This is a genomic window from Actinoplanes rectilineatus, from assembly GCF_000962825.1.
GTDB classification, from domain to species: Bacteria; Actinomycetota; Actinomycetes; order Mycobacteriales; family Micromonosporaceae; genus Actinoplanes; species Actinoplanes rectilineatus.
Map to the genome: position 1 here is coordinate 1 of NZ_JZKF01000026.1, position 25,308 is coordinate 25,308.

The following is a 25,308-nucleotide window of genomic DNA, read 5'->3' on the forward strand; positions in this document are numbered from 1 at the left end:
CGCCAACCCGCGCCCGTTCATCTGGACCAAGACCGCCGAGGAGATCCTCGAATCAATCGCCAGATTTTGTGACCGAATTTCCGGCGCAGGACACTAGCCACGTTTCGTCATCGGGGTCTGCGTGGTGACAGCCACCCATCCCGCCCGAAAACACCACACCCCACCACGGGCGTGGTGACTTGGGGCGTTCAGCCCGCCCGTATTCACCACACCCCCACCGGTGTGGTGATTACGGGCGTCCAGCGCGCCCGAAATCACCACGCGGACGGGCTTCGCACCCTGACCACGAAACGTGTTCAGGCGAACTGGGCGGTTCGCCACGCGTCGTAGTCGGCGTCGGACTGCCGGCGGGCGGCGGCGCCGTCCAGGGTGTCGCCGCCGACCCGGAAACGGGTCAGGCCGCTCTCGTCGGTGGCCGCGGTGAACACGGTCGCGGCCACGTCGTCCTCGGTGGCGAGATATCCGGCCGGCGGCTGGACGTCGAAGGCGGCGATCTGCTTCTGGATGTACGGCAGGTACGCCTCCGGCGCCGGGATGCTCGCGAACCGCGCACTGGTCTGCGTGAAGAATCCGGTCGTCGGCACGAATCCCGGCTCGACCGTCCGGACCTGGATGTTCTGATCGGCCAACTCGTATTCGAGCCCCTCGGAGAACACCGTCAGCGCCGCCTTCGACGCGCCATAGGCCGCCTGCAACGGGGTCGGAACGGTCGCACTGCTGGAGGTCACGTTCACGATCCGGCCACCACCCTGGGCCTGGAACACGGGCAGCACGGCACGGATGACGCGCATCGGCCCGTACACATTGGTCTGGAAAAGGTCGTCGATGACGCTCTGCGGGGTCGTCTCGAAAACCGAGAACAGTCCCATCCCGGCGTTGTTGACCACCGCGTCCAGGTGCCCGAAACGCTGGGTCGCGGCGGTCACCGCCGTATCGATCGAGGATTCATCGCGTACGTCCAAAGCCCGCACCAGCAGTCGGTCGGATGCCTCACCGTCCCAGGCGGCCGGGTCGCGCAGTGTCGCGACGACGTTCCACCCCTGGGCGAGGAACGTGCGCACCGTGGCGCGGCCGAAGCCGGACGAGCTGCCGGTGACGAGAACGGTCCGTGTCATGTCGACCCCTTAACTATATGCCGTAAATTTACGGCGTATAGCGACCGTAGTCGGAGCCGGGAACGATCGTCAACGGCCCAGCTATACGAGATATAGTGAACCGCATGGCACCCCGACCACCGGCCTCCGAACGCCTCGACCGCACCGACGTGCTGGCCGCCGCCCTCGCCATCGCCGACACCGACGGCCTCGACGCGGTCACCCTGCGCCGGGTCGCCACCGCGTTCGGTGTCACGCCGATGGCCCTCTACTGGCATTTCAAGGACAAGGACGCCCTGCTCGACGCCCTCGTCGAACGGGTCCTCGGCGAGATCGACCTGAGCGACGGCCCCAGCCGGGGCGACGGTTCCGCTCCGGGCGACGGCCCCGAGCTGCGGGCGGTGATGACGGCGGTGCTGCGCGTCCTACGCGCCCACCCGGCGCTCGCCGAGATCATGCCGATCCGGCTCATGCGGACGCCCGCCGGCCTCGACCTGGGCGAACGCGTCCTCGGTCTGCTCCGCGCCGACGGCCACCCCCCGGTGGCGGCGGCCCAGCTGAGCATCCTGATCCTCACCACCCTGATCGGCCTGGTGACCAACCAGCCCGGCGACGTCGCGGTGCCCGACCCGGCCCTGCGCGCGAAGCTGCTCGCCGACAAGCGCGCGAAGCTGAAGTCCCTGCCGTCGCAGGACTATCCGCACCTGACCGAGACCGCCGACTTCTTCCTGGAGGTCCCGGACGAGCAGGACTACTACGAGCGGGGCCTGACCCTGCTGATCAATGGAGTCCGCCACGGCTGACCGGTGAGCGGCGGCGGACTCAGCGGCGGCGAAGGCGGGGAATGCCGCACAGGGTCACCGGGACGTCGAGGACGGCCGGGCTTCCCGAACTCTTGATGAAGTCGTCCTGGTAGATAGTGCGGCCGATGTCGATCCTGGTCTCGATCGCGGCGGACGCAGGGAGGGCCGAGGTCGCCAGTGCGGCCGTCAGCAGTCCGAGCGCCGCGCCGATCGCGGTGAACTATCGCGATCGTCGCCTGATTCACCCCGGCACTGTATGCGGCTCACCGGCGTGGTCCTCGACGACTGCGGGCGCTACACGGCCCGTTTCACCGAGGCCCTCGACGACTTACTCCGGCCCGCAGGTCAGCAGCCGCCGCCGGGGTAGCTGCTGTAACCACCCGGCGGCGTGGCGGACGGCATCGCGGACGCGCTCACACCGGTCCACCTGCCCTGCGGTTGCGCGTTTGCGGGGCTCGCCACCACCACCTCGCTGGGCAACCGGGCGAGCTCGCCGTGCCGGTCCTGGCCGGCGAGCAGTCGGCGCAGCGCGGCCAGGGCGTGGGCGTCCTTGCCCTTCGTCCACCGCAGCCGGGCATCCTCCTCCAGTTCGGCCACCAGGCCGTGCTCCAGCAAGAACTCCTCGGCCTCCGGGAAGGCCGGCCGGGTGCCGGGGTCCCCGTCCCGGATCAGAGCGACGGCCTCGGCGAACCGGCCGCTCCCGGCCAGATGCCGCGCCAACCGCAGGTGGAAGCCCTTCGCCCTGGCCCCGACCAGAGCACGCCACACCTCCGGATCGGGGCGGCCCGCCGCCGTCAGCAGAACATCGAGGCTGCGCAGGGCGGCGGAGGGCTCGGTGAGCACATGCCGCTCCCGGTCGGCGACGGCCAGCAGCGCCTCCCCGTCGATGCCCGGCCAGGGCGTGCCGAGCGGGTCGTCCGGGCGCAGACCACCGCCCCGGCTCACGACGCGGCACCGCAGATCCGTCACGTCGGACGGTTCGCCGTGCTCGGTGAGCGTCGCCAGCAGCATCCGGTAGCCGTCCCGGTCGCCGCAGTCCACCGCCCGGCGCAGCAGCCAGATCTGCTCGTCGTGGTCACCATCGGCCGCCCGCCGAGCGGCGAGCTTCACGTACAGCGGACCCGCCTCCGCGGACCCGGCGTCGGCGATCTGTGCCCGCAGTGACGTCTCCGAGATCGGCAGGACCAGGAAGAGGAGGATCCCCAGCGGATACACCACGATCACCGCGATGGCCAGGGCGATGCCGGCGGCCCACGGCACGCGGCCCTGCATCAACGCCCAGGAGATCAAGAACCCTCCGACGACCACACCCAGCACAGCGAGCCAGGAGGTGCGCACCGCTTCCTTCAGCTTCCGCTCGTACCTGATGGACTGCCCCATCCCTCCAGAGTGCCCCACCTCGCAACCACCCGGAAGATGTCAGGACGGCGGCCATCGGGTGGTCCAGGCAGAATGACGACACCGGCCAGCAGGACGACGACGAGCGGCAGCGCCCCCGCGCCGATCCCCGAGCCGGCCTGACCGCACGCGTACGCGGCCCACATCAGGCGCAGCGCCCGGCCCGCACCCTCGTCCACAGTGTCCTCCACGAGCGCGCCGGGAATTGAGGGTCGAACACCCCTGGCATAACAGAAAGAATTGTGATGTGCATTCGATAAGGCTTTACTTAACCATTTACGAATTCGCTAATTTGCCATTCATGCCTTACGATCTTGCCGACCGGACGCCCGAACCGGGAGCGACGGCAAATCATGGGGAATCGCATGGGGAAAGCAACCCACCACACTCGACGATGGCTTTCGGCCGTTCTGGTGGCCTTGATGGCGACGATCGGCCTGAGTGTCGTGTCGCCCGGCGCGGCCGGGGCGGTCCCGCCGGACTGCGCCGAGTTCGCCACCACGACCAACGGCAACGGCAGCGCTCTGATGCTCGACACGTACCCGCTGAAGACCGGCCCGTACGGTGACTGCGCCAAGACCTCCACGGACGGGGTGAAGGCGGGAACCCGCCTCTACTTCTGGTGCTACACGATGAATTCGTACGACAACAAATGGTGGTACGCCCGGGTCGACGGCACCACCGACTACGGCTGGATCTACGAGACGCACCTGACGTCGGTGAATCTCTCCTCGGATGCTGACACGAGCACCCCGGTCAAGGAGTGCGTCTTCACCGGGCAGCCCGCGGTCGGCGCCCGGTCCAGTGTCCCGGCGACCACCTGCGTCACGTCCGGCTCCGGACCGGTGCTCGCCACCACCCGGCCGTCGTTCTCCGCGGTGGTCACCGACCCGCAGGGCGATCCGGCCCGGGCCGAGTTCGAGTGGTGGACCGCCGACGGCGCCACCCTGGTCGGCGGCGGGATCAGCGCCACGGTGGCGTCCGGCGGCACCGGCTCGGTGACCGTCCCGGCCGGCGCGCTGGCGAACGGCACCGGATATTCCTGGCGGGCCCGCGCCACCGACGGGGCGACGCTGTGGAGCCCGTGGAGCGGCCTGTGCCGGTTCACCGTCGACACCGGTGTCACCGCGGCCGCGACCGCGACGTCGGCGACCTACCCGCGGGACACCTGGTCGGGGGCGGCCGGCACGGCGGGCACGTTCACGCTGTCGCCGCCGCCCGGGCAGACCGCCACGGCGTACCTGTACGCGCTCAACAACACGTCACCCACGTCCAAGGTGGCCGCGGCCGCCGACGGCACCGCCACCGTCACGCTCACCCCGGGCCGGGGTGGCATGAACCGTCTCTACGTGCGGGCGTTCGACGCCGCGGGCAACCTGACCTCGGCGCTCGGCTACCACCAGTTCGGTGTGGGCCGCGGCGCGGAGGACGTGGCCGAGCAGCCCGACCGGGCGATGACCGCGGCCGAGACGACCGCGATGGCCACTCTGGAACCGCTGGCCCTGACCTTCCTGAAGAACCGGGCCGCGGCCATCACCGGCGAGAACCCGTCCGGCACGGTCCCGCTGTGGACCGGCATGGCCGCGCAGGAGGCGACCGGCGCGGGCGAGCTGGCCCAGGCCCGGGCGGCGCTCGCCGCCGACGGCCTGTCGTACGTGTCCTCCACCGTCACCGTGGACGAGGGCATGGTGCAGCTCAGCGGCAGCGGCAACGAGGCGTACTACTGGACGGTCGAGTCGGCGGCCCTGACCCCGGCCGCGGGCAGCGACGAACCCGCCAACGAGTACCAGGCGAACCGGGTCTTCGTCTTCGTCCGGGACGGCTCGGCGTACAAGCTCGCGGACGAGTCCCTGACATACGGCGCGCACCTGCCGCCGGTCACCGAACCGGCCGGCCGGATCAGCACGGTGATCCCGCCGTCCGTCGAGGAGGCGACCGCGGCGACCGACGACGAGGCGCTCTACGACAGCGACCCGTCGGAGAGCTACAACGCGGCGGACGGAATGATCTACCCGGATGCGGTGCAGGCCACGGTCGCCGGCAGCGACCCGGTGGGCACGGTGGAGAAGGTCGACGACACCACGGCCGAGGGGACCTTCTCGGCCCAGGCCATCCCGAAGGGCCTGTGTTACAGCTGCATCGTCAAGTACGCCCGGAAATACGCGAAGAACCGCAACAAGGACTACCGCGATTTCACCAAGAAGGGCGGCGACTGCACCAACTTCGTGTCCCAGGCGCTGCGGGCCGGCGGCTGGAAGAACGACACCGGCTGGTACCGCAGTGACAAGAACTGGTGGTACAACTGGGCCAACCAGACGTACACCTGGACCTCGGCCGAGCGCTGGTCCCGCTTCGCGCCCCGCCGCACCAAGGCCCTGACCAACGTGTGGCAGCTGAGCCTGGCCGACGTCCTGCAGGTCGACTTCAACCGGGACGGCCGGATCGACCACACCACCATCGTCACCAAGGTGACCAAGAAAGAGATCTATCTCAGCTATCACACCAACAACACCTTGGACAAGCCGCTCAGCTCGTTCCTGAAGGCTTATCCGAACGGCTGGTTCTACGCCTACCGCACGTAGGGAACCGGACGGCGGGCCCGGCCGCAACGGCCGGGCCCGCGTCGGGGTCAGGCGACGTCGATCGCGTCCAGCTCGGCGAAATTCGTCCCCTTCGCGTACGCGACGAGATTGTCCCCTGCCTTGAGCGTGATCGACCGCTCGCTGATCTGCCAGTTGTCCCAGCCCGTCACGGGATAGTCCACGGTGCCGGCGTCGACCCCGTTCACGGTCAGGGTGTGGCCGGCCGCACCGGCGTCCGAACCGTTCGCGTACCGGCTGAAGAGCCGGTAGGTGCCGGCCCGCGGCACATGCACGGTGAACGTGATCCGGCTGTCGGCGAAATCGATGCCGCCGACGACGACGCCGTTGCTCGCCCCGCCCGCCGCGTAGCGCGCGTTGGCACGGGTGAAAGCGGCGTCCTCGGCCTCGTAACGGATCTTCGCCCCGGCCACGATCGGCCGGCTGCCCTGCCAGTCGAGCCGCTGCGAATACACCGCCCGGTAGGTGAAGTCCGCGTTCCAGCCGTGGAACACGATCCGGTCCCGGCCGTCCGGTCCGGTCACGATGTCCTGGCCGCCGGGACCGCGCACGTCACCGGCGAAGGCATCGGTGGTCATCAGGGGCTTCTCCGCTTTCGTGTACGGTCCGCGCAGACTGGCCGAGGTGGCGTAGCCGCTCACGTAGCTGCCGTTGCCGAAGAAGTTCGCCGAGTAGAACAGCACGTACGTGCCGGCGTGCTTCCACAGTGTCGGCGCCTCCACGAGGGTGCCCTCGAACGGCTTGCTCTGCTTGATCAGCTGAGTCACCGGCCCGGTGCGGCGCAACCCGTCCGCGCTGACCTGCTGCAGGTGCAGCCAGGTGTCCTGGGAGCAGCAGTTGCCGTCGTTCTTCCACAGCAGGTAACGGCGGCCGTTCTCGGCGTACGAGGACGCGTCGATCGCGCCACCGATCTCCGGCGTACAGACGAGGGAGGTGTCCTGTGGTTGGAACGGCCCGCCCGGCGCGGTGGCGGTGGCCGCACCGATGCACTGCTTGCCGGAGGCCCGGTCGTGCGCGGTGTACCACATGACGAAACTGCGCGGCCCGGTCGCGAACACCTCCGGCGCCCAGACGCCGTGGTCGCCGGACCCGCCGGGCGGGAACGACCAGTCCGGATCCACCCAGGCGCCCAGGGCGGGCAGCGCGTCGCTCTCCCGCACCTGCCAGGTGACCAGGTCGGTGGAGGTCGCCCACTTGATGTTCCGGCCGTCGCTGTTGGTCGCGTACGCGTAGTAGGTGCCGCCGACCTTCATGACGTCCGGGTCCGCGAAGTTCTGATCGATGACCGGCCTGATGACGGCCGGGGCCACCGCCGCCGTGCGCAGACCCGCCGCCGACGACAACGCGCCGGCGACCAAACCCGGGACCAGCATCACCGAGGCGACGGCGACGGCGACGGCCGCCGAACCCGTCGATCCGAACCGGGCACGGAACTGAATCATGAAGTCTCCCGCCATCGATGGATCTTCATCATGGTCATTTCCGCGGGATTTCTGTCAAGAGAAGTTTGTCGATCAGCGATGATCGGGGGGTGGAGCTCACGACCTGGTACCTGGAACAGACCGACCCGTCCCGGATCCACCCCGCGCGACAGCCGGAGGTCCCGGTGGAGATCCGGCGCGCCGAGGTGCCCAGCGTCGAACTCAACCGCTACCTCTACACCGCGGTCGGCGGCGGCTGGCACTGGACCGACCGTCTGGGCTGGGACTGGCAGCAGTGGCAGGACTGGGTGACGGCGCCCGGCGTGGAGACCTGGATGGTGTCGGTCCGGGGCACTCCCGCCGGGTATGCCGAACTGGACGGCCGCACCCCCGGCGAGGTCGAGATCGCCTATTTCGGTCTGCTCCCCCAGTTCGCCGGGCAGCGGATCGGCGGCCACCTGCTCACCACCACCCTGACCGAGGCGTGGCGGCTGCCCGGCCGCTGGCCGGACCGGCCCCCGGTCGGCCGGGTGTGGGTGCACACCTGTAGCTGGGACGGCCCGGCCGCGCTGGCCAACTATCAGGCGCGGGGTATGGAGCTGTATCGCACCGACGTGACCTCAGTCGACGAGCCCGCCGCCACCCCCGGCCCCTGGCCCGGGGCGAACCGCCCCTGACGCGAACCGCACGACCCGGTCGGCGCGCTCGCCGGGCTCCCACATCACCAGGTCGTGAGCGGCACCGGGGACGATCTCGGCGACCGCGTGCGGCATGTGGGCGGTGACCCGCGCGGCGACCTGCCGGGCATCGTAGAGCTGACTGTGCCCGCCGACCACCAGCAGCGTCGGCGCGGTGATCCGGGCCAGGTCGCCGTCGGTGAGCGGCGTCGGCAGGATGTGCCGGCGCCGGAACCCGAACGTCGCCTTGACCAGCCGCACCGCGTCGTCGTCGCGCAGGGTCACGTTCCGCAGGGTACGAGCCAGCGCGTGCCGCACCGGCCGGGGCGTGAACGTGGTCAGCCCGCCCGCGATCATCCAGACGATGAACCCGCGGCTGACCTCCCCGAACCCGCCCGGGTCGAACAGCGACAGACTCGCGACGGACTCCGGCGCGTGCAGCGAGTGACAGAGGGCGACCCAGCCGCCGTAGGAGGTCCCGACCAGGTGGGCCTGCCGGACGCCCAGCCCGGACAGCACCTCGCCGAGCCACCGCGACCAGTCCGCGCCACTGTCGATCGCGCGGGTCTGCACGGACGGCCCCGGCTCGCCGACCGGGTCGACGGCGATCACCGGGCGGGACGCGGCGAGCCGCCGCACGTAGGCGTGCCACATCAGCGACGGCCCGCCCGAGCCCGGGAGCAGCACGAACGGCACACCGTCGCCGGCACCCCCGCCCAGCCGGTGCACGCGGGTGGTGCCGAAACCGGTGTCCACGTCGGAGGGGACCGACTCGGGCGGCCAGAGCCGGTCCATCAGCTCCTGGTGGACGGCGTGGAATCGGTCGCGGGCCTGGTCGTTGCGGAACTCACCGACGGGCATCAGGGCCTCCTCATCGATTCTAAGCGATGCGCGCCGCCCCCACGTGGGTCGCGGACCGCCACACTTGCCGGGCCCAGGCCAGGTCGTCCTCGTCGTCGTGGAGGCAGGTCACGCAGAGGACCCCGGTGGCCGTCGCGGCGTACCCGTAGAACTCGTGGTGTGCCGTCGTCAGCCAGAAGGCCGCACGCAGAAGGTCACCGTCGTTCTCGGTCAGGCGGCCCGCGCAGCGCTCGGCGAGACCCGCGCTCAGCGCCGCGACGGCAGACGCGGCCGTCTCCCCCGCCGGCATGGCGAACACCTCGACCCGCACCGTCCGTCCCGGACCGGCGAACACCGTGACACCGTCGTCGTCACGCGGACCGAGACCGGCCGTACGCTCGAGCGACCACTCGGCGGTCACCGGCTGCCGCACGCTCATCGGCAGCGGATGCGCGATCCGGCTGAGCACCAGGTCCCGGTCCCACTCCTCGCCGAGCACCCGCGCCAGCAGACTCCCGTCGACGCCGGCCAGGTAGGGCAGCTCCGTCTCCCCGCGAACCTCAGCGGTGGCCGACTCCCCGATCAGTTCCGGCCACGGCTTGATCGCGTTGGCGACCTCACCGGTCAGCCGCAGCGCGGTGTACTCGGGCTTCGTCCACACCGCGTTGGCGTGCCGCAGCTGATCGTCGTCGACCTTCAGCCACACCGAGTACGTCACGCTGCCCCCACCGGCCAGCCGCACCGGCATCAGGCACCGCACGAACCCGCCGATCTCCGGGAGCCGCTTGAGGTCGTTGCCGCCCCAGGCCTGGTCCCGCCGCTCCGGCGTCAGCGCGAGGAACGCGTCCGGCACCCCGGACCGCACGTCGAGGTCGGTCGCATCCAGAGGCTCCCCGCAGCACGAACATCCCGGCACATGATCAACCATCCGGAAACCCTCTCACGGGTACGCCCGGGCACGTGAGAGGGTCCGATGATGACCTTCACTGACGTCGTCACCGCACCACAGTCGGGAACCTGGCAGCTGGGGGACCTGACGGTCAACAGGCTCGGCTTCGGGGCGATGCGACTGACCGCGAACGCCGACGGCAGCCCGAGCGACCGGGACCGGGCGGTCGCGGTGTTGCGCCGCGCGGTGGAACTCGGCGTGAACCACATCGATACCGCAGCCTTCTACTTCTCCGCGCGGCGCTCTGCCAACGAGTTGATCAACCGGGCTCTGGCGCCCTACCCGGACGACCTGGTCATCACCACGAAGGTCGGCCCCGGCCGGGACCCGTCCGGTAATTGGCTGCCGCTGGCCCGGCCCGAACAACTGCGCGGCCAGGTCGAGGAGAACCTGCGCCAGCTCGGCCGCGACCACCTCGACGTCGTCAACCTGCGGCAGAAGGGGCTCGACTCGATCACCGACCATGTCGGGGCGTTGGCCGAGCTGCGGGACGCCGGCCTGATCCGGCACCTGGGCGTCTCCAACGTCGAGGCCCGCCATCTCGCGCAGGCCCAGGCGCTCGCGCCGGTGGTCTGCGTGCAGAACTCGTACGGCCTCGGCCACCATCGGGCCGCGCAGGACGATCTGGTCCGTTCCTGCGGCGAGCAGGGCATCGCCTTCGTGCCGTTCTTCGCCATCGCCGCCGCCGGACGCGAGGCGGGGGCCCACGACACCGACGCCGCTGTCCTCGCCGTAGCCCGCGCGCACGGCGCGACTCCGGCGCAGGTACGCATCGCCTGGACATTGCACCGGGGTCCGCACGTGCTGGCCATCCCCGGCACCGGCGACCCGGAGCACCTGGCCCAGAACGTGGCCGCCGGCGCTCTGCGCCTGTCCGAGGAGGAGATGTCGCTGCTCGACGCCGCGGCGTAGAACCGGAACGCCCTTCGGTAGCGCGTTCGCCTTGCGTCGCCGTCGTAGCGTGACGGGATGGCTGCGGACGGGAATCGCGAGCGCGTGGTGCGGGCGGTCATACCGCTCATGGGTGACTACCAGTCGTTGACGATGGCGCGGATCGCCGAGGCGGCCGGGATCGACGAGCTGTTCCTGCTCGGCGGCCGGCTTTAGCGATCGGCCTGCTCGCCCCCGGCCTCACCCCGCGTCATCCGCTCGGTCTGTGAAGATCGGTGTTCTGCCGTACGCCGAGCTGGAGGTCCCCATGCTGACGCCCTACGTGACCGTCGACGCCGACGTGCTCGACGCCAACCTGCGGAGCATGGCCGAGCGCGCCGCCGCCCGCGGCCTGGCACTGCGTCCGCACGCCAAGACCCACAAGTCGCCGGAGATCGCCCGCCGTCAGTTGGCGCTGGGGGCGACCGGGCTGACCGTGGCGACGGTGAGTGAGGCCGAGGTGTTCCGGGACGCCGGGGACGTCTTCATCGCGTACCCCATCTGGCCCTCGCCGGAGCAGACCGCCCGGCTCCGCGCCCTGACCGGACAGGTGAACCTGCGGGTCGGCGTGGACTCGGCGGAGAGCGCGGAAGCCCTGGGCCGCGCGGTGCCGGGGCTGGAGGTGCTGGTCGAGGTGGACAGTGGCCACCATCGCAGCGGCGTCGCCCCGGAGGCCGCCGGCGCGGTCGCGGTCGCCGCGGACAAGGCAGGCTTGACGGTACGCGGTGTGTTCACGTTCCCCGGTCACGCCTACGGTCCGGGCCGCCAGTCACTCGCCGTGGCGGACGAGTCCGCGGCGCTGTCCGAGGCCGCCGCCGCCCTGACCGCGCACGGCCTGGACGCCTCGGTACGCAGCGGCGGCTCCACTCCCACCGCGGGCCTGGCCGGCGGCACCCTGACCGAGATGCGCCCCGGCGTGTACGTGTTCGGCGACGCCCAGCAGGTCGAGTTGGGCACCTGCGGCTGGGACCAGGTGGCGCTGACCGTGACGGCGACCGTGGTGAGCCGCTCCGGGCAGCGGTTCATCGTGGACGCCGGCAGCAAGGTCCTCGGCGCCGACCAGCAGGCGTGGGCGACCGGCGGCGGCCGCCTGCTCGACTGTCCGGAGGCCCGGATCACCGCCCTGTCCGAGCATCACGCCACGGTCGTGCTGCCCGACGGCCACGACGTCCCGAGCTTGGGCGAGCGCCTCCGGGTCGTCCCCAACCACGTCTGCGCCACCGTCAACCTCGCCGACGAACTGATCGTCGTCACCGGCGGCGAGGTGGTGGACCGCTGGCCGGTGACCGCCCGCGGCGCCAACACCTGACCGTCCATCAGGGTCCGTGTGGTGACTTCGGGCGCACTGAACGCCCGAAAACACCACACCCACCACGGGTGTATTGACTTGAGGCGTCCAGCCCGCCCGTAATCACCACGCCCCCATGCGTGTGTTGACTTCGGGCGCTCTGGACGCCAGAAGTCAACACACGGATGGCTTCGCACGCTGACCACGAAAGACGTCTAGCGCGTTACTGACCGTAGGCGCGGACGAAGGCGTCCACGCCGTCGACGAAGATCTCGTCCATCGCGCTCTCCTCCAGGTGGGGCTGGTTGAGCGCGAGCATGAACGTCAGGGCCCCGAAGTGTTCGGCGGTGCGTTGTGCCTTTCCCTGCCGGACGAGCCCAGCCTCGGCCAGGACGCTGAGCTGGGACGCGAGGATCCGCTCGGGCTCGCCGGCCAGGTCGGGACTGACCCCGGTCAGATCGCCGTGGTCCATCAGTGTCCGGACCACGGCGTAATCGGAGGACCGGAAGGTGCCGGTGGCGATGCGGCGGGCGAAGGCCAGCGCCCCCTCCCGCAGATCGCGGTCCACGCGTAGCTCCTCACCGGCGGCTCGGCGCACCGTGTCCAGGAGCGTGGTCGCGGCGGTCTGGAACACGGCTCGGCACAGCCCGTCCTTGTCCGTGAAGTGGTCGTAGACCGTTCGTTTGGACACGCCGGCCGCGGCTGCCACGGCGTCCACCGAGGTTCGGTCGTATCCGTCGGCCAGAAATCGCTCGCGCGCCGCGTCGAGGATCGCGGCCCGTTTGCGTACTGAGCTCGGCCGCAGCGGTTGATCAGGCACCAGCGCATCCTAACGTCGACTTTTCACACTGCACGGTGTAGTTTTGTTTCTCGAGAGAGACGAACAAGGAGGTACCACCATGTCCACCGTTGCCGTGACGGACGTTCTGGTCGTCGGCGCCGGGCCGACAGGGCTCACGCTCGCCTGCGACCTGGCGCGCCGGGGTGTCGGCGTCCGGGTGATCGAGCGCTTCGACGCCCCGAGCATCACCTCGCGGGGCAAGGGGCTGCAGCCACGCAGCCTGGAGATCTTCGACGACCTCGGCGTCGCGGACGAGATCCTGACCCGGGGCGCGATCCGGATTCCGGTCCGCATGATCACCGCCGACGGGACGGTCACCGACCGCGGGCCGATCACCGTCCCCGCTCCCGACCCCACGGCGACCCCGTACCGGGAGACGCTCTGGATCGCCGAGTTCGACGTCGAGGGACCGCTGCGCGATCGGCTCGCCCTCGACGGCGTACCGGTGGAGTTCGGCACCCGGGCGGTCGGCCTGGAGCAGGGCGACGACCACGTGACGGTCGCCGTCGAGAGTCCACGCGGCCCGGAGACCATCCGCGCCCGCTGGGTGGTCGGCGCGGACGGCGGCCGCAGCACGATCCGGCGCGCACTCCAGGTCCCCTTCGAGGGTTTCACCGTGGAGGAACTCTGGTACCTGGGTGATGTCCGCCTGGAAGGTCTCGATCACGGCCGCCAGTACATCCTGCCCACCGCGAGCGGCGCGCTCGGCCTGACCCCGCTGCCGACCACGGATCTGTGGCAATGGCAGTCGATGATCACGCCCGGCGACGACGCTCCGGAGGAGCCGTCTCTGCAGCTGTATCAGCGCCTGCTCGACGAACACCTCGGCGCCGGACGGGTGGTCCTCACCGAGGCGACCTGGCTGTCGCTCTATCGCGCGAACGTACGCCTGGCCGCCCGGTACCGCGCCGGCCGGGTCCTGCTGGCCGGTGACGCCGCCCACGCCCACACCCCGGCCGGCGGTCAGGGCATGAACACCGGAGTCCAGGACGCCTTCAACCTCGCCTGGAAACTGGACGCCGTCCTGGCCGGGGCCGGTGAATCCCTGCTGGACAGCTACGAGCAGGAGCGCCGCCCGGTCGCCGCCGCCGTGCTCGCCTCCAGCACCGCGAAGATCCGCAAGTTCGAGACCAACGCCGTCCACGGCGTCGACGGGGTGAACAAGGGCTTCGAAGGGATGGGCGCCGACACGAGTGGGCTGTCCATCGCCTACCCGGACAGCCCTCTGTCCCTCGACGGCATCCGGGCCGAGCGTGCTCCGTACGCCACCGGGCTGCGCGGCGCCGGGTTCGCCGGCAGCACCTTCGACCTCTTCCGCGGCCCGCATTGGACGGTGCTGCTGTTCTCCGACGACAGTGCCGACGCCGAGCTGCTCACCGGGCTGCCCGCTGACGTCCACGTCCATCGCATCGGCTCCGGGGCGATCCAGGACGCTCAGGGACAGGCGGCCGAACGGTTCCGCGCCGCACCGGGCACGATCGTCCTGGTCCGCCCGGACGGCTACCTCGCCGCCCGGATCCCCGCCACCCGATCGGAGTGGCTGCGCAAGCACCTCGGCTCCCTCGTCTCCTGAGCCTGCACCCTCACGCCGAGACCGCCGAAGGCGCTGAAGGTCCCGAAGGCAGCGCCGGGTAGTCGGTGTAGCCGGTCTCGCCGCCGACGTACATCAGGTGGCGGTTGCGGACCTGGTTGACCGGCGCGCCGGTGCGCAGACGCTCGACCAGGTCGGGGTTGGCCAGGAACGGTCGGCCCAGGGCGGTCAGGTCGGCGCCCTCGGTGAGCAACCGCCCGGCCGCGGCCAGGCCCCCGTCCGCCGGGATGTGGTCGGCGGGCAGGAACTGGTGCAGCAGGTGGCCGTTGGCGCTGTGCACCTCGACCCCGGCGAAGCCCGCGTCGACGGCACGCCGGGCGGTGGTGGCGAACTCGGCGACCGTGGCCCGGATGTCCGCGCCGGTCATCTCCCGCGGCACCACCGGCGACGGCGGGCTCGAACAGGCCGGCGACGGAATTCATGCCGCCACCATAGGAGTTGACACCAGTGTCAGCTTCAAGTCCCGATGGCCGCGATCCTCGCGGCAGCATCTCCCGTCACACGTCCGTGAGCGACGGTGTGAACAGGAGATTTCCGGATTGTGGATGACGGAACCCGGGCCGCCTCTCCCCACTAGCCTTATGCGCAATAAAGGGCTTATGTCAGGGGAGGTGGAGGATGCGACGGCTCGCGGCGATCCCCGTCGCTCTGCTGGCCTTCCTCCTGCTGCTCCTGCACATGTCCATGCCGCACCACGGGCAGCCCCGGGCCACGGCCGGACGGGTCTCCACGGTGTGTACCGGCCGGGTCGGCTACCAACCGCAGCCGCCCGCGCCGGAGATGCACGAGCCCGCGACCGAACGGGTGAACCTGCCCGACCGCCAGGCTCCGGCAGCGGTCAGCGACGTGGAGTCCGAGGTCGTCTGCGAGGTCTCGGCCCCCACGCCCCGCGGGCACCGCGGCACCACCCGGCCGGCGACGACCGGCCGGCAGCCCGCATTACACGTCGTCCTTCAGGTGTTCCGGTGCTGACAGGTTCCCGGCACGACCGCTGATCGCTGACGCCGCCGCCACGGGCCGCGGGTCATGGCGATGCGTGCCGTCCCGCCACCGTCAGTCTCGTTCCCGGGCATCGAAGGAATCCACCATGCGCATTTTCGGTCTCCCCGCACCACCCCGTGCCGACCTCACCGCCTCCCTCGTCGTCTTCCTGGTCGCGCTGCCGCTGTGTGTCGGCGTCGCCGTGGCCTCCGGCGTCCCCGCCGAACTCGGCCTGGTCACCGGAATCGTCGGCGGTCTCGTCGTCGGCGTCCTGCCGGGCAGCACCCTGCAGGTCTCCGGCCCGACCGCCGGACTGGCCGTGCTGGTCGCCGAGGCCGTCGGCACCTACGGGCTGCCCGCTCTCGGCACGATCGTGCTGGCCACCGGTCTGGTGCAGGCCGCCCTCGGCGTCGCCCGTCTGGGCCGCTGGTTCCGGGCGACGTCGGTGGCCGTCGTCGAGGGCACGCTCACCGGCATCGGCCTGATCATCATCGCCGGTCAGGCGTACGCGATGGCCGGTCTGACCGCGCCCACCAGCGGCTGGGACAAGATCCGGGGGTTGGCCGTGCTCCCGGCCCGGATCGCCGCGTCGCCCACCGCCCCGGCCACGTTCGCGGTCGGCGCCGGAACGCTCCTGCTGCTTCTCGCCTGGCGGCACCTGCCGTCGCGGATCAGGTCGGTCCCCGGCCCGCTGGCAGCGGTCGCCGCCGCGACCCTGGCCACCAGGATCGGCGACCTGCCCGTCGCCCGCATCGAGATCCGCGGCCTGCTGGACGCCGTCCAGCCCCTCGGCAGCGGCTCGATCGCCGTGCTCGGCACCACCGGATTCGCCGGGACGGTGGTCGCGTTCACCCTGATCGCCTCGGCGGAGAGCCTGTTCAGCGCCGCGGCCGTCGACCGGTTGCACAACGGTCCGCGTACCGACTACGACCGGGAACTCATCGCCCAGGGCGCCGGGAACGCGGTGTGCGGTCTGCTCGGCGCGCTGCCGATGGCCGCGGTGATCGTCCGTAGTGCCGCCAACGTGCAGGCCGGGGCGCGTACCCGAGCATCCCGCGTGATGCACGGCGCCTGGCTGCTGCTGTTCGCCGCACTGCTGCCGGCCGTCCTCGCCCAGCTCCCGGTGGCTGCGCTGGCGGCGGTCCTGGTCCACTCCGGCGGAAAACTCATGCCGGTCGGTTTCCTGCCCGGCCTGTGGCGCGAGCACCGCGGCGAAGCGGTGATCCTGATGTCCACCGCCGGCACGGTCGTGCTGTTCAGCCTCTTCGAAGGTGTCCTCGCCGGCCTGCTCCTGGCGATCACCAAAACGGCGTGGCAGTCTTCGATGCTGTCGGTCGTCACCCACGACACCGGCAGCGGCCCGGTCCGGGTGCGTGTCGCCGGAACCGCCACGTTCCTGCGGCTCCCGGTGCTGCTCGACGCGCTGGAGGCGGTCCCGGCGGACCGGCCCGTCCTGCTGGATCTGACCGCGAGCCGCCTCGACCACGCCTGCCGCAGCGCGGTCACCGGCTGGTTGGAACAGCACGGCAACCGCTGCGAACAACCACCGGGCACACCTTCTCCGGCCTGACGGTCACTCTCCTTCTCTCGTACGCGTAAAAGCACGCCGCCGTGGTCAGCCGGCCTCCTGGATCAGTCGAGTCCGCACGGCGGTCACGTCCTCCGGTGACAGGCCGGCCGCGACCAGCACGACCTGCGCGTCGAGTCCGGCGAGCAGGTCGTGCAGGACCGCCGCGATCGTGGTGCCCCGCTCGGCCAGCCGGTCCGCCACCGGATCAGCCACCGTCGGATGCGCGAAATAGGCCCGCAGCCGTTCCCCGCTCGCCGCATAGTCCTCGACGATCGCACCCGGCTCCACCCCGGCCAGCGCCAGCAGGAGCAGGGCGACCAACCCGGTCCGGTCCCGGCCGATCCCGCAGTGGATCACCACGCCGCCGGGGCCGGCCCGGGCCACGGCGCGGACCGCGGCCACACACCGCTGCGCCTTGTGCTCCAGGAACGGCCGGTAGATGAGCGGCGTGCCGTCGATGTCCTCGTCGATCCAGCGGTACCAGAACGCCGTGTCGTCGTTGTCATCCAGCGGCACCGGGACCACGGTGATCCCTTCCGGACGGGACACCGCCTCGGCACGCTCGTCGTCCTCCCGCAGGTCGACCACGGTGCGGATGCCGTGCGCGTACAGCTGAAGCCATCCCTGCGGCGTCAGCCGATCCAGGCTGTCCGTGCGCACCACCGCGCCCCACCGCGTGGCCCGGCCGTCCGAGGTGGGGAGTCCGCCCAGGTCACGGGCGTTGTAGCAGCCCGCCCAGTCGAGATGTCGATCGACGTTCATGCACCGACCCTAGACACGTTTCGTGGTCAGGGTGCGAACCCCATCCGTGTGTTGATTTGGGGCGCGCTGGACGCCCGAAGTCCACACACCCATGCGGGGTGTGGTGAATACGGGCGCGCTGCACGCCCCAAATCAACACACCCGTGGGGGCGTGGTGAATACGGGCGGGATGGGCGGGCTGAAGTCACCACGCAGGCAGACCCTGATGGCGAAAGGTGTCCAGCGGCGGCAGCCAACAGCGCACGACGTGCGACGGCAGCCTCGGGATAGTCCGTCGTCGCGCACTCTCCTTATCGGTGGGTGCTGGAGACCGCGGGCAGGATCACGTTTCGGTACGTCCGGTGTCTTCGGAACGTGTCTCCAGGCGTTCGTACCTCTGCTTGGCCGCCTGCGGTGTATTGAGTCCCAGGCCGAAGGCGATGTCCTGCCACGTCATGCCTCTGCTCCGGGCAATCCTCAGCAGGGCCAGCTCGGTGGAGTCAAGGTCGGCCCGGACGCTGGGCAGCAGGGTCAGCGCCGCGACGACGTCGTCGTGATCTACATCCTGCTCACCCGGCTCCGGGATGATCGAGCCGCTGGCAAGTCCCGCTACGAGTCGAATCACCTCATGTGGAGCGGGCATGGTGGGATGCGCCTGCCGTGATCGGCGGGCGGGACTGTCGGCGTGCCGGTCGATCAGATGCGTCAGGGATCGGTAGGTGCGCGACGCGCGCTGCGCCGCAGAGTCAGGTCGAGCAAAGAGGTCGGACACGCGTTGAAGCATGACTTATCAACGCCACGTTTTCAACTATCTGTTGAAAAAAGAATCGCTGACCTTGATGTGAAGCACGGCAAAGCGGTCGGGCCCCTTCGATGAGGATGAGCAGACCGATCCCGATCAACAGGACGTGTCTTTGCACCTTCGCGACGACCCGTCGGGCGTCGAAGACCGGCATGTCAGGTCACCACCAGAACGGCCGGTCACCAATAGAAGAAGAACGCTCTGGCCAACGTGGGCCCCAGGGTCCAGAACGGCGGGAACGGCTCCTCGGGGTCGCCGGAGAGGAGAGCCGCCAGGATGAGGACCGTGAAGGGAACGAGGACGAGCGCCGGTGGGGTGAGGACGACGATCAGCGGCACCGGGTGGCGGCGCCAGGCGTGTCCGGCCGCCGCTCCGGCCAACGCGCCGAACAGGGCGCCGATCAGCGCTCCGGCGGTCGGCCCGATGGTGGCGCGGTAGAACGTCAGCTCCGGCCCGAGCCCGTAGTTGACGTAGACCACGACCAGGTCGTCCTTCTGCGCGCGCCAGCTCGCACAGGTGTACCCGGTGATCTCGGCGAAACCCGCCCAGCCGTGCCGTTCCGCGCTGTCCCGGGCGAGCCCGTCCAGGCTGCAGTCGCGGGCTTCGTCGAGGGTGGCCTCGTCGTCCTCGGAGGCGTACAGGATCTCGACGTACCCCTGGCCGGACTCCTCGTCGCCCAGCCGCGAACCGTAGACGTAGTCGCGCCGGTCGAGCTCACCGGCCGGGACGACACCCGGCACGATGTCCGCGGCCATCCGCAGTGCCTCCACGTTGTCCGGCAGGGGCCCCGGGTTGAGGCTGCCGATCCACGAACCCGCGGTCGCGCCGATGATCCCGAACACCACCGCACCGAGGACCACCGCCACCGCGCGCGCGAACCGCTCGCTTTCCGCCACTGTCGTCCGGCCCCTCTCCACGGCTCCGCCGGCCGGGACCAGACCATAGACGATCTTGTTATATCTCGGGTACGCGCCGCCGCAACAGGCAGAACTCGTTGCCCTCCGGGTCGGCGAGCACGTGCCACGTCTCGTCGCCGGTCTGCCCGACGTCGGCGGGGCGGGCGCCGGCCGCGAGCAACCGGTCCAGCTCCTCGGCCTGATCGCGGTCGGTGGCGTTCACGTCGAAGTGCAGGCGCAGCTTGCCGGTCCTGGGCTCGTCCGTGCGGCTGAGCACGATCGTCGGCTGCGGCCCGCCGAACCCGGCACCGGGCGGGCCGATCTCGATGTCGTCGCCGTCCCGGCCGAGTTCCACATAGCCCAGCACCTCGCACCAGAACCGGGCCAGCAGCTCCGGATCGCGGGCGTCCAGGACGAGTTCGGTGATACGCGCTGCCACGCCGCCACGATACGCCGCGATCACCCGTCGCAGCGGGACCAGCGCAGCGCGTACCCGAGCAAGGGCGCCTCAGGGCAGCGTGGCGCATTAGGATCGCGGCATGGCTCGGACGGATACGGCTTCCCGGACGATCGTGGCACCGCTCGACCGGGTCTATGCGGCCCTCGTCGACCCCGCGGCGCTGACCAGGTGGCTGCCGCCGGAGGGGATGAGCGGCCGGTTCGAGCGGTTCGACCTGCGGCCCGGCGGGTCGTACCGGCTGGTGCTCACCTACGCCGACGCCTCGGCCGCGCCGGGCAAGACCACCGCGGACTCGGACGTCGTCGAGGCCCGGTTCGTGGACGTCGTCGACGGTGTGCGGGTGGTGCAGGCGGTCGACTTCGTCTCGGACGACCCGGACCAGGCCGGCACCATGACGATGACGTGGGAGGTCACCGCGGTGCCGGACGGCACCCGGGTGGACATCCGGGCCGACGACGTTCCGGCCGGCGTCTCCGCCGCCGATCACGCCGCCGGCATGAACTCCTCGCTGGCGAACCTCGCCGCGCATCTCGAGGACTGAAGAACGGGATTCAGGACAGGCCGGCCGCGGTGTCGTAGCGGCGGCGCAGGTCGGCCATCTCCGTCTCGGTCAGCGCCTCGGTCCGGGCCACCTCGGCGTACTTCGGCGGGAACATCTGCCGGAGCCGGTCGGCGTACCGGATCTGCTCGGTCGCCTCGACCACCTGGATCCCGGTGGGGTCGGTGGACATGTCGAGGATGACCGGGCCGGCCAGTTTGACCGCGATGTCCCACGGGCTGTTCGGCTCGGCGACGCCGCAGAGGTGGAAGCCGTAGACCGTGCGAACCTCGGCGACGCCGGCCGCCCCGGACGGCTCGTAGCCGTAGACGCGGACGCCGCAGATCACCGGCGCGGATCCGGCCTGGTAACCGGCGTGCTGATGCTGGTCGGGACTCGACTGTTCGAGCGTGTCCCGCATCCGGGCGGTCAACAGCTCGTCCAGGTCGGGTGTGCCGCCGGCCCGGGTCAGGACGACCGTGCCCGCCGCGACGACCAGCAGGACCAGTGCCGCCCACAGATAACGCCACCGCATGACATCACCCCTGCCCGAGGAGAGAACATCCGGTCCGGGACGCCGGTGGGACGTCCCGGACCGGTGACGCCGGTCAGGCGAAGGTCACGTCGCTGCACCACATGTAGGCCTGGTCCAGGTGCGAGGCCTGCCAGATGACGAACAGGACGTGGTGGCCGGTGTAGCCGGAGGTGGTGATCGGGAACGAGATGTTGTTGGCCGGCGCGTACTTGCCGGTCTGCGTGATGAAGTCGAGGTTGCCCCAGCCGAGGGTCTGGGTGGTCGGGTCGAACCCCTGCTTGCTGACGTAGACCTTGAAGTAGTCGGCGCCGTGGCTGGCCTGGTCGTACAGGTTGACGGTGAAGTTGCTGGTCACCGTGGTGGACTTCCAGTTGCCGGCCTTGTTGAGGCTGGCGTTGCGGGACAGGTTGTTGCTGCACAGGGTCCCGTCCGGGGTCTGTGCCTGGAACTGTCCACCGAGGCCGTCGCGCAGGGCGCTCATCCAGTTCCACATGGTGTCGGGGTTGGCCTGGAACGCCTGGTAGCACGTCGGGTCCTGCGTCTGCATGAGCGGGTCGGTGTGGTGGGTGCCCCAGTCCTGCCAGCACTGATAGGCGCGGCTGGCCGGGTTGACGATGGTGCCGTGGGCCTGCGCGGCGCCCGCCGACTGCAGGGTGCCCACCACGAGCGCCACGAGCAGGACCAGGATTTTGAGGGTACGCGGAAGAGCTGAGCGACGAGACGTGTGAGGACGCACGGTTCGACCTCCCAGAGGGGGTTTCGGGGGATACGGGGATTGGGAGCGCTCCCAGGTAGGATTCCACCCCACTGTCCGAATATCAACCCAGATCTATGCCTAAAGTCGCGACGGCCCCTCCGCGCCACGGGCGTGCTTCACCTCGTACCCGATAAGGGGATTTTGATCTCTTTCGGTACTCTGGGCGTCCCCCGCGGCCATGGAGCTGAATGTGATCGAGCAAGGCAGGCCCGGACACGGCCCGCTGCAACCGGACGACCCCCGCTTCCTCGGCGACTACGAGGTGGTCGGCCGACTCGGAGCCGGCGGGATGGGCGTCGTCTACCTCGCACGCGGCACCAACGGCCGGCTCGTCGCCGTCAAGGTCGTACACGCCGCGGTCGCCGACGACCCCGAGTTCCGCAGCCGGTTCCGCGACGAGGTGGCCCGAGCCCGGCAGGTGCCGCCGTTCTGCACCGCCGAAGTCCTCGACGCCGACCCGGACGCCTACCGCCCCTACCTCGTCGTCGAATACGTGGACGGGCCGACACTGGGCCACGAGGTCCGCTCGAAGGGCCCGCTGTCCCCGTCCAACCTGCACGGCGTCGCGATCGGGGTGGCCACCGCACTGGCCGCGATCCACGGCGCCGGAGTCATCCACCGCGACCTGAAACCGGGAAACGTCCTGCTCGCGCCGGGCAGCCCCAAGGTGATCGACTTCGGCATCGCGCGAGCGCTGGAGGACACCCAGAGCCGGCTCACCCGCACCGGCGTCTACATGGGCACGGTCAGCTACATGGCGCCGGAACGGTTCGACGAGCCCGCCACTCCCCTGACACCGGCGGCCGACATCTTCGCCTGGGGCTGCGTGATCGCCTTCGCCGGGACCGGGAACCCGCCGTTCGACGGCGGCACCCCGATGGCCACCATGGCACAGATCATCAACGGCAAGCCGCGGCTGGACGGCATGCCGGACGGTCCGCTGCGGCAACTGGTCGAGGAGGCGCTGGCCACCGACCCGCGACGGCGGCCGACGGCGGAGCAGTTACTGGCGCGGCTGCTCAACGGCCGTCCGGCGGCGGCAGCGCCCGCGTCCGGCCCCTCTTCCACCTCCGGCTCCTCTTTCACCTCGGCTTTCTCCTCCCTGGAGCATCCGACGCGGCTCCTGGGTGACCCGGCGTCACCCCGTCCCCAGCGGCGGCGCCTGGTGCTCGGCGCGGTGGCCGCCGTGGTGCTGGCGGCCGCGGCGGTCGGCGGGGTCATCGCCGCCACCTCGTCGTCATCCTCCTCCGCAGAACCCGTCGCCTCGCCGACGACACCCTCCCCGACGCCCACGGTGGAGGAACGCGACCAGCCGCCGATCAACGCGGTCGACGTCGCCGAGGGCACCGCGGACTACGGGCCGTACTTCGTGCACAACATGGCCACCGGCCTGTGCGTCGACATCCCCGGCGAGGGCCCCGGCCAACCGAACGGTCCCGTGCTGCAGGACCTCTGCAAGAAGCTGACCGAAGACAACCAGGAGTTCCTCTTCGTCCCGAACGGCGAGGACGAAGACGGCAACCAGCTCTACTGGATCCGCAACACCGACGACGACATGTGCCTGGACGTGCCGGGCGCGGAGGCGGTCGACGCCGGCACCGACGTCAGCGAGGTGCAGTGCTTCGCCGACGACAACCAGGACTACCGCCTGGAGAAGCAGCTGACGTCCCGGGGCTGGGACTACTACCGCCTGGTCAACGCCTCCTCCGGCCTGTGCCTGGACGTGTCCGGCGTGGGGGACGGCGGCCAGGGCGCCCGCCTGACCCTGACCACCTGCACCTCCGGCGACGACCACGAGTGGGCCCTGGTGAAGAAGTCCGAGTGGTGACGGCGTCCACAGCGACGTCACGCCGCCAGGTATCTGTTCCCGTGCGGCATCGTGCCATCGACATGCCGATCGCGGGCTGACCGTCGACCGGAGACTCCACCCGTGATCGGCGGCGTCCACCAGGCGTGCCGTGGGGCCACGTACAGTGATGGGGCACAACGAAGGAGATCCACGGTGACCGACATTTCCCCTGAAGACTGGCAGATGCTGCGCACTCGCGCCCGCGAGGCGATGGCCAAGGCCTACGCGCCGTATTCGAAGTTCCCGGTCGGGGTGGCCGCCCTGGTCGACGACGGACGGGTGGTCACCGGCGCGAACGTCGAGAACGCGTCGTACGGTCTCGGCCTGTGCGCCGAATGCTCCCTGGTCACCGACCTCATCATGACCGGCGGCGGCAGCCTGACCGCGTTCGTCTGCGTGGACGGCGACGGCAACACGCTGATGCCGTGCGGGCGGTGCCGTCAGCTGCTCTACGAACACTCGGCCGAAGGCATGCTCCTGGAGACCCTGACCGGCATCAAGACCATCGACGAGGTCCTGCCGGACGCGTTCGGGCCGCGTACGCTACGCGCCTACCAGGACAGCCACTGATCAGTCCGGGTCGTCGGGCGGGTCGAACGTCAGCGTGAGCGTGCTGCGGTAGGCGCCGCCACCCGCAGACCGGGTCCGCTCGACGGGTTCCGTTCCGTGCCGCCACAGCCGGGTCGCGCGGAACGCCCAACCGTCCTGGCGCGCCGCCTCCCACTCCAGCATCACCTGGTCACCGGCGTCGAGGGCGGCGTACCCGGCGACCGCCACCGCGCTGAAACCCGCCCAGCAGCCGCCCGGCGTCTCCGGCGAGTCGACGACTCCCCAGCCCTCGTCCGCGTCCCACAACCGCACCGTCCCCCGAACCGCCATCCCCGACATCATCCCTCACCCCGCCGCGGCAGACCGGGTCCATCAGCCGACGCCAGCCGCTTGCCACTGGACACGTTCAGTCGTCGGGGCCAGCGTGGTGACTTCGGGCGCCCAGCACACCCGAACTCACCACACCCACAACAGCGTGGTGATTTGGGGCGTCCAGCACACCCGAACTCACCACACCCACAACAGCGTGGTGATTTGGGGCGTCCAGCGCGCCCGTAATCACCACACCACCAGGGGTGTGGTGAATTGGGGCGTCCAGCGCGCCCGTAATCACCACACCGCCACGGGTGTGGTGAATTGGGGCGTCCAGCGCGCCCGTAATCACCACGCGGACGGGCTTCGCATCCTGACCGCGACTCGGCGACTCGGCGACTCGGCGATTTTGGTGCGGAGACCACCGCATGAGGTGGCCGTCGCACCAAGATCGCCAACGAGGCGCGGGCGGGCGAGCGGGGGCGGGCGAGCAAGTGCTCAGGGACGGCTGGGCTCCGCGAAGCGGGCCTGCGCGTCGGTGACCACGTCGGCGTAGCGGGTGGCCCAGTCGCCCATCGCCTGCATCGGTTCCAGCAGGGCCGCGCCGGCCTCCGTCAGCGCATAGTCGACCCGCGGCGGCGCCTCCCGGTAGGCGCGCCGCTCCACCAGCCCGTTGCGTTCCAGGCGGCGCAGCGCGTCGTTGAGGGACTTCGGGCTGATGCCGCCGATCCGGGTGAGCAGCGTCGCCGGGCGGGCCGGGCCGTGTGCGTCGATCGTCAGCACGACGACGCTGTCCCAGCGGTTGGCCAGCACCTCGAACGCCACCCGGGCCTGGCAGTCGGCCGTGAATCCGGATCTCATCGGACCATCCTGCCCGACCCCACGC

27 protein-coding genes are annotated in these 25,308 nt (G+C 70.5%); 12 read left to right on the top strand and 15 right to left on the bottom strand.

Annotated elements, in window-relative coordinates:
* Positions 1 to 296 precede the first annotated feature (296 nt).
* Positions 297 to 1,115, bottom strand: coding sequence for an SDR family oxidoreductase (locus tag WH85_RS20540; protein WP_045743555.1), 819 nt, complete (start codon positions 1,113 to 1,115; stop codon positions 297 to 299).
* A gap of 104 nt (positions 1,116 to 1,219) precedes the next feature.
* Between WH85_RS20540 and WH85_RS20545 the strand changes: the two genes are divergently transcribed.
* Positions 1,220 to 1,897, top strand: coding sequence for a TetR/AcrR family transcriptional regulator (locus WH85_RS20545; protein WP_045743630.1), 678 nt, complete (start codon positions 1,220 to 1,222; stop codon positions 1,895 to 1,897).
* A gap of 345 nt (positions 1,898 to 2,242) precedes the next feature.
* Here WH85_RS20545 and WH85_RS20550 read toward each other — a convergent pair whose 3' ends face one another.
* Positions 2,243 to 3,277 (bottom strand): hypothetical protein, encoded by a 1,035-nt coding sequence (locus WH85_RS20550; protein ID WP_045743556.1) that lies wholly within the window; start codon positions 3,275 to 3,277, stop codon positions 2,243 to 2,245.
* A gap of 440 nt (positions 3,278 to 3,717) precedes the next feature.
* Between WH85_RS20550 and WH85_RS47140 the strand changes: the two genes are divergently transcribed.
* Complete coding sequence (locus tag WH85_RS47140) at positions 3,718 to 5,877, top strand: amidase domain-containing protein (protein ID WP_157411114.1); 2,160 nt, start codon at positions 3,718 to 3,720, stop codon at positions 5,875 to 5,877.
* Between the two features lie 47 nt (positions 5,878 to 5,924).
* On the opposite strand, the gene WH85_RS20560 is transcribed toward WH85_RS47140, so the two are convergent.
* Positions 5,925 to 7,337: a family 43 glycosylhydrolase gene (locus WH85_RS20560; RefSeq protein ID WP_045743632.1), complete on the bottom strand. Its 1,413-nt coding sequence runs from the start codon at positions 7,335 to 7,337 to the stop codon at positions 5,925 to 5,927.
* 89 nt (positions 7,338 to 7,426) lie between these two features.
* Here WH85_RS20560 and WH85_RS20565 point away from each other — a divergent pair, with 89 nt between their 5' ends.
* Positions 7,427 to 7,993 carry a GNAT family N-acetyltransferase gene (locus WH85_RS20565; RefSeq protein WP_045743557.1) on the top strand — a complete coding sequence of 189 codons (567 nt, stop codon included), beginning with the start codon at positions 7,427 to 7,429 and terminating at the stop codon, positions 7,991 to 7,993.
* Here WH85_RS20565 and WH85_RS20570 read toward each other — a convergent pair.
* On the bottom strand, positions 7,937 to 8,854 hold the full coding sequence (locus tag WH85_RS20570; RefSeq protein WP_045743558.1) for an alpha/beta fold hydrolase: 918 nt from the start codon (positions 8,852 to 8,854) through the stop codon (positions 7,937 to 7,939). The genes WH85_RS20565 and WH85_RS20570 overlap by 57 nt on opposite strands.
* Positions 8,855 to 8,873: 19 nt before the next feature.
* The gene (locus tag WH85_RS48890; RefSeq protein WP_083449132.1) at positions 8,874 to 9,761 is read right to left on the bottom strand and encodes a DUF2199 domain-containing protein; all 888 of its coding nucleotides are present in this window, start codon (positions 9,759 to 9,761) and stop codon (positions 8,874 to 8,876) included.
* A gap of 48 nt (positions 9,762 to 9,809) precedes the next feature.
* Here WH85_RS48890 and WH85_RS20580 point away from each other — a divergent pair, with 48 nt between their 5' ends.
* From WH85_RS20580 to WH85_RS20585, 3 genes are read left to right on the top strand one after another with little or no spacing between them, the layout of a single operon-like run.
* Positions 9,810 to 10,694 (top strand): oxidoreductase, encoded by an 885-nt coding sequence (locus WH85_RS20580; protein WP_045743634.1) that lies wholly within the window; start codon positions 9,810 to 9,812, stop codon positions 10,692 to 10,694.
* A gap of 57 nt (positions 10,695 to 10,751) precedes the next feature.
* Positions 10,752 to 10,889 carry a hypothetical protein gene (locus WH85_RS50580; RefSeq protein WP_157411116.1) on the top strand — a complete coding sequence of 46 codons (138 nt, stop codon included), beginning with the start codon at positions 10,752 to 10,754 and terminating at the stop codon, positions 10,887 to 10,889.
* A gap of 49 nt (positions 10,890 to 10,938) precedes the next feature.
* Entirely contained in the window at positions 10,939 to 12,021 is a 1,083-nt protein-coding gene (locus tag WH85_RS20585) for an alanine racemase (RefSeq protein WP_245674023.1), read from the top strand.
* A gap of 202 nt (positions 12,022 to 12,223) precedes the next feature.
* Here the strand turns inward: WH85_RS20585 and WH85_RS20590 are convergent, their stop codons facing one another.
* Entirely contained in the window at positions 12,224 to 12,820 is a 597-nt protein-coding gene (locus WH85_RS20590) for a TetR/AcrR family transcriptional regulator (RefSeq protein WP_157411117.1), read from the bottom strand.
* Positions 12,821 to 12,899: 79 nt separating this feature from the next.
* Here WH85_RS20590 and WH85_RS20595 point away from each other — a divergent pair, with 79 nt between their 5' ends.
* Positions 12,900 to 14,414: an FAD-dependent oxidoreductase gene (locus WH85_RS20595; protein ID WP_045743560.1), complete on the top strand. Its 1,515-nt coding sequence runs from the start codon at positions 12,900 to 12,902 to the stop codon at positions 14,412 to 14,414.
* A 10-nt stretch (positions 14,415 to 14,424) separates the two neighbouring features.
* On the opposite strand, the gene WH85_RS20600 is transcribed toward WH85_RS20595, so the two are convergent.
* Complete coding sequence (locus WH85_RS20600) at positions 14,425 to 14,799, bottom strand: oxidoreductase (RefSeq protein ID WP_211275405.1); 375 nt, start codon at positions 14,797 to 14,799, stop codon at positions 14,425 to 14,427.
* Between the two features lie 251 nt (positions 14,800 to 15,050).
* On the opposite strand from WH85_RS20600, the gene WH85_RS20605 reads away from it, so the two are divergent.
* Both WH85_RS20605 and WH85_RS20610 read left to right on the top strand, forming a co-directional pair.
* The gene (locus WH85_RS20605) at positions 15,051 to 15,404 is read left to right on the top strand and encodes a hypothetical protein (RefSeq protein WP_045743562.1); all 354 of its coding nucleotides are present in this window, start codon (positions 15,051 to 15,053) and stop codon (positions 15,402 to 15,404) included.
* Between the two features lie 115 nt (positions 15,405 to 15,519).
* Positions 15,520 to 16,983 carry a SulP family inorganic anion transporter gene (locus WH85_RS20610; RefSeq protein ID WP_045743563.1) on the top strand — a complete coding sequence of 488 codons (1,464 nt, stop codon included), beginning with the start codon at positions 15,520 to 15,522 and terminating at the stop codon, positions 16,981 to 16,983.
* 45 nt (positions 16,984 to 17,028) lie between these two features.
* On the opposite strand, the gene WH85_RS20615 is transcribed toward WH85_RS20610, so the two are convergent.
* The 4 genes from WH85_RS20615 to WH85_RS20630 all read right to left on the bottom strand — a co-directional run bounded on the left by WH85_RS20615 (position 17,029) and on the right by WH85_RS20630 (position 19,861).
* Positions 17,029 to 17,745, bottom strand: coding sequence for a tyrosine-protein phosphatase (locus WH85_RS20615; RefSeq protein ID WP_045743564.1), 717 nt, complete (start codon positions 17,743 to 17,745; stop codon positions 17,029 to 17,031).
* Between the two features lie 322 nt (positions 17,746 to 18,067).
* A complete protein-coding gene (locus tag WH85_RS20620; RefSeq protein WP_245674024.1) occupies positions 18,068 to 18,496 on the bottom strand; it encodes a DNA-binding protein in 429 nt (142 codons plus the stop codon).
* Positions 18,497 to 18,705: 209 nt separating this feature from the next.
* Positions 18,706 to 19,422 carry a hypothetical protein gene (locus tag WH85_RS20625; protein ID WP_045743566.1) on the bottom strand — a complete coding sequence of 239 codons (717 nt, stop codon included), beginning with the start codon at positions 19,420 to 19,422 and terminating at the stop codon, positions 18,706 to 18,708.
* A gap of 58 nt (positions 19,423 to 19,480) precedes the next feature.
* Positions 19,481 to 19,861 (bottom strand): VOC family protein, encoded by a 381-nt coding sequence (locus tag WH85_RS20630; protein ID WP_045743567.1) that lies wholly within the window; start codon positions 19,859 to 19,861, stop codon positions 19,481 to 19,483.
* 100 nt (positions 19,862 to 19,961) lie between these two features.
* Between WH85_RS20630 and WH85_RS20635 the strand changes: the two genes are divergently transcribed.
* Positions 19,962 to 20,423 (top strand): SRPBCC domain-containing protein, encoded by a 462-nt coding sequence (locus WH85_RS20635; protein WP_045743568.1) that lies wholly within the window; start codon positions 19,962 to 19,964, stop codon positions 20,421 to 20,423.
* Between the two features lie 10 nt (positions 20,424 to 20,433).
* Here the strand turns inward: WH85_RS20635 and WH85_RS20640 are convergent, their stop codons facing one another.
* Positions 20,434 to 20,955, bottom strand: coding sequence for a hypothetical protein (locus WH85_RS20640; RefSeq protein WP_045743569.1), 522 nt, complete (start codon positions 20,953 to 20,955; stop codon positions 20,434 to 20,436).
* A gap of 73 nt (positions 20,956 to 21,028) precedes the next feature.
* Positions 21,029 to 21,691, bottom strand: a complete 663-nt coding sequence (locus WH85_RS20645; RefSeq protein ID WP_245674025.1) for a lytic polysaccharide monooxygenase auxiliary activity family 9 protein — start codon at positions 21,689 to 21,691, stop codon at positions 21,029 to 21,031.
* 211 nt (positions 21,692 to 21,902) lie between these two features.
* Here WH85_RS20645 and WH85_RS47145 point away from each other — a divergent pair, with 211 nt between their 5' ends.
* Together WH85_RS47145 and WH85_RS20655 are read left to right on the top strand one after the other, a co-directional pair.
* On the top strand, positions 21,903 to 23,540 hold the full coding sequence (locus tag WH85_RS47145; RefSeq protein WP_245674026.1) for a serine/threonine protein kinase: 1,638 nt from the start codon (positions 21,903 to 21,905) through the stop codon (positions 23,538 to 23,540).
* Between the two features lie 174 nt (positions 23,541 to 23,714).
* A complete protein-coding gene (locus tag WH85_RS20655) occupies positions 23,715 to 24,131 on the top strand; it encodes a cytidine deaminase (RefSeq protein ID WP_245674027.1) in 417 nt (138 codons plus the stop codon).
* Here WH85_RS20655 and WH85_RS20660 read toward each other — a convergent pair whose 3' ends face one another.
* Both WH85_RS20660 and WH85_RS20665 read right to left on the bottom strand, forming a co-directional pair.
* Positions 24,132 to 24,440, bottom strand: a complete 309-nt coding sequence (locus tag WH85_RS20660) for a cold-shock protein (RefSeq protein ID WP_045743571.1) — start codon at positions 24,438 to 24,440, stop codon at positions 24,132 to 24,134.
* A gap of 480 nt (positions 24,441 to 24,920) precedes the next feature.
* Positions 24,921 to 25,283, bottom strand: a complete 363-nt coding sequence (locus WH85_RS20665) for a winged helix-turn-helix transcriptional regulator (RefSeq protein WP_045743572.1) — start codon at positions 25,281 to 25,283, stop codon at positions 24,921 to 24,923.
* Positions 25,284 to 25,308 lie beyond the last annotated feature (25 nt).

Excerpts from the sequence above, each read along its gene's own strand:
- WH85_RS20540 (WP_045743555.1), bottom strand. The coding sequence starts at position 1,115 with ATGACACGGACCGTTCTCGTCACCGGCAGCTCGTCCGGCTTCGGCCGC.
- WH85_RS20550 (WP_045743556.1), bottom strand. The coding sequence starts at position 3,277 with ATGGGGCAGTCCATCAGGTACGAGCGGAAGCTGAAGGAAGCGGTGCGC.
- WH85_RS20610 (WP_045743563.1), top strand. The coding sequence starts at position 15,520 with ATGCGCATTTTCGGTCTCCCCGCACCACCCCGTGCCGACCTCACCGCC.
- WH85_RS20615 (WP_045743564.1), bottom strand. The coding sequence starts at position 17,745 with ATGAACGTCGATCGACATCTCGACTGGGCGGGCTGCTACAACGCCCGT.
- WH85_RS20545 (WP_045743630.1), top strand. The coding sequence starts at position 1,220 with ATGGCACCCCGACCACCGGCCTCCGAACGCCTCGACCGCACCGACGTG.
- WH85_RS20595 (WP_045743560.1), top strand. The coding sequence starts at position 12,900 with ATGTCCACCGTTGCCGTGACGGACGTTCTGGTCGTCGGCGCCGGGCCG.
- WH85_RS20635 (WP_045743568.1), top strand. The coding sequence starts at position 19,962 with ATGGCTCGGACGGATACGGCTTCCCGGACGATCGTGGCACCGCTCGAC.
- WH85_RS20640 (WP_045743569.1), bottom strand. The coding sequence starts at position 20,955 with ATGCGGTGGCGTTATCTGTGGGCGGCACTGGTCCTGCTGGTCGTCGCG.
- WH85_RS20580 (WP_045743634.1), top strand. The coding sequence starts at position 9,810 with ATGACCTTCACTGACGTCGTCACCGCACCACAGTCGGGAACCTGGCAG.
- WH85_RS50580 (WP_157411116.1), top strand. The coding sequence starts at position 10,752 with ATGGCTGCGGACGGGAATCGCGAGCGCGTGGTGCGGGCGGTCATACCG.
- WH85_RS20665 (WP_045743572.1), bottom strand. The coding sequence starts at position 25,283 with ATGAGATCCGGATTCACGGCCGACTGCCAGGCCCGGGTGGCGTTCGAG.
- WH85_RS47140 (WP_157411114.1), top strand. The coding sequence starts at position 3,718 with ATGGCGACGATCGGCCTGAGTGTCGTGTCGCCCGGCGCGGCCGGGGCG.
- WH85_RS20600 (WP_211275405.1), bottom strand. The coding sequence starts at position 14,799 with ATGACCGGCGCGGACATCCGGGCCACGGTCGCCGAGTTCGCCACCACC.
- WH85_RS48890 (WP_083449132.1), bottom strand. The coding sequence starts at position 9,761 with ATGGTTGATCATGTGCCGGGATGTTCGTGCTGCGGGGAGCCTCTGGAT.
- WH85_RS20560 (WP_045743632.1), bottom strand. The coding sequence starts at position 7,337 with ATGATTCAGTTCCGTGCCCGGTTCGGATCGACGGGTTCGGCGGCCGTC.
- WH85_RS20605 (WP_045743562.1), top strand. The coding sequence starts at position 15,051 with ATGCGACGGCTCGCGGCGATCCCCGTCGCTCTGCTGGCCTTCCTCCTG.
- WH85_RS20660 (WP_045743571.1), bottom strand. The coding sequence starts at position 24,440 with ATGGCGGTTCGGGGGACGGTGCGGTTGTGGGACGCGGACGAGGGCTGG.
- WH85_RS20570 (WP_045743558.1), bottom strand. The coding sequence starts at position 8,854 with ATGCCCGTCGGTGAGTTCCGCAACGACCAGGCCCGCGACCGATTCCAC.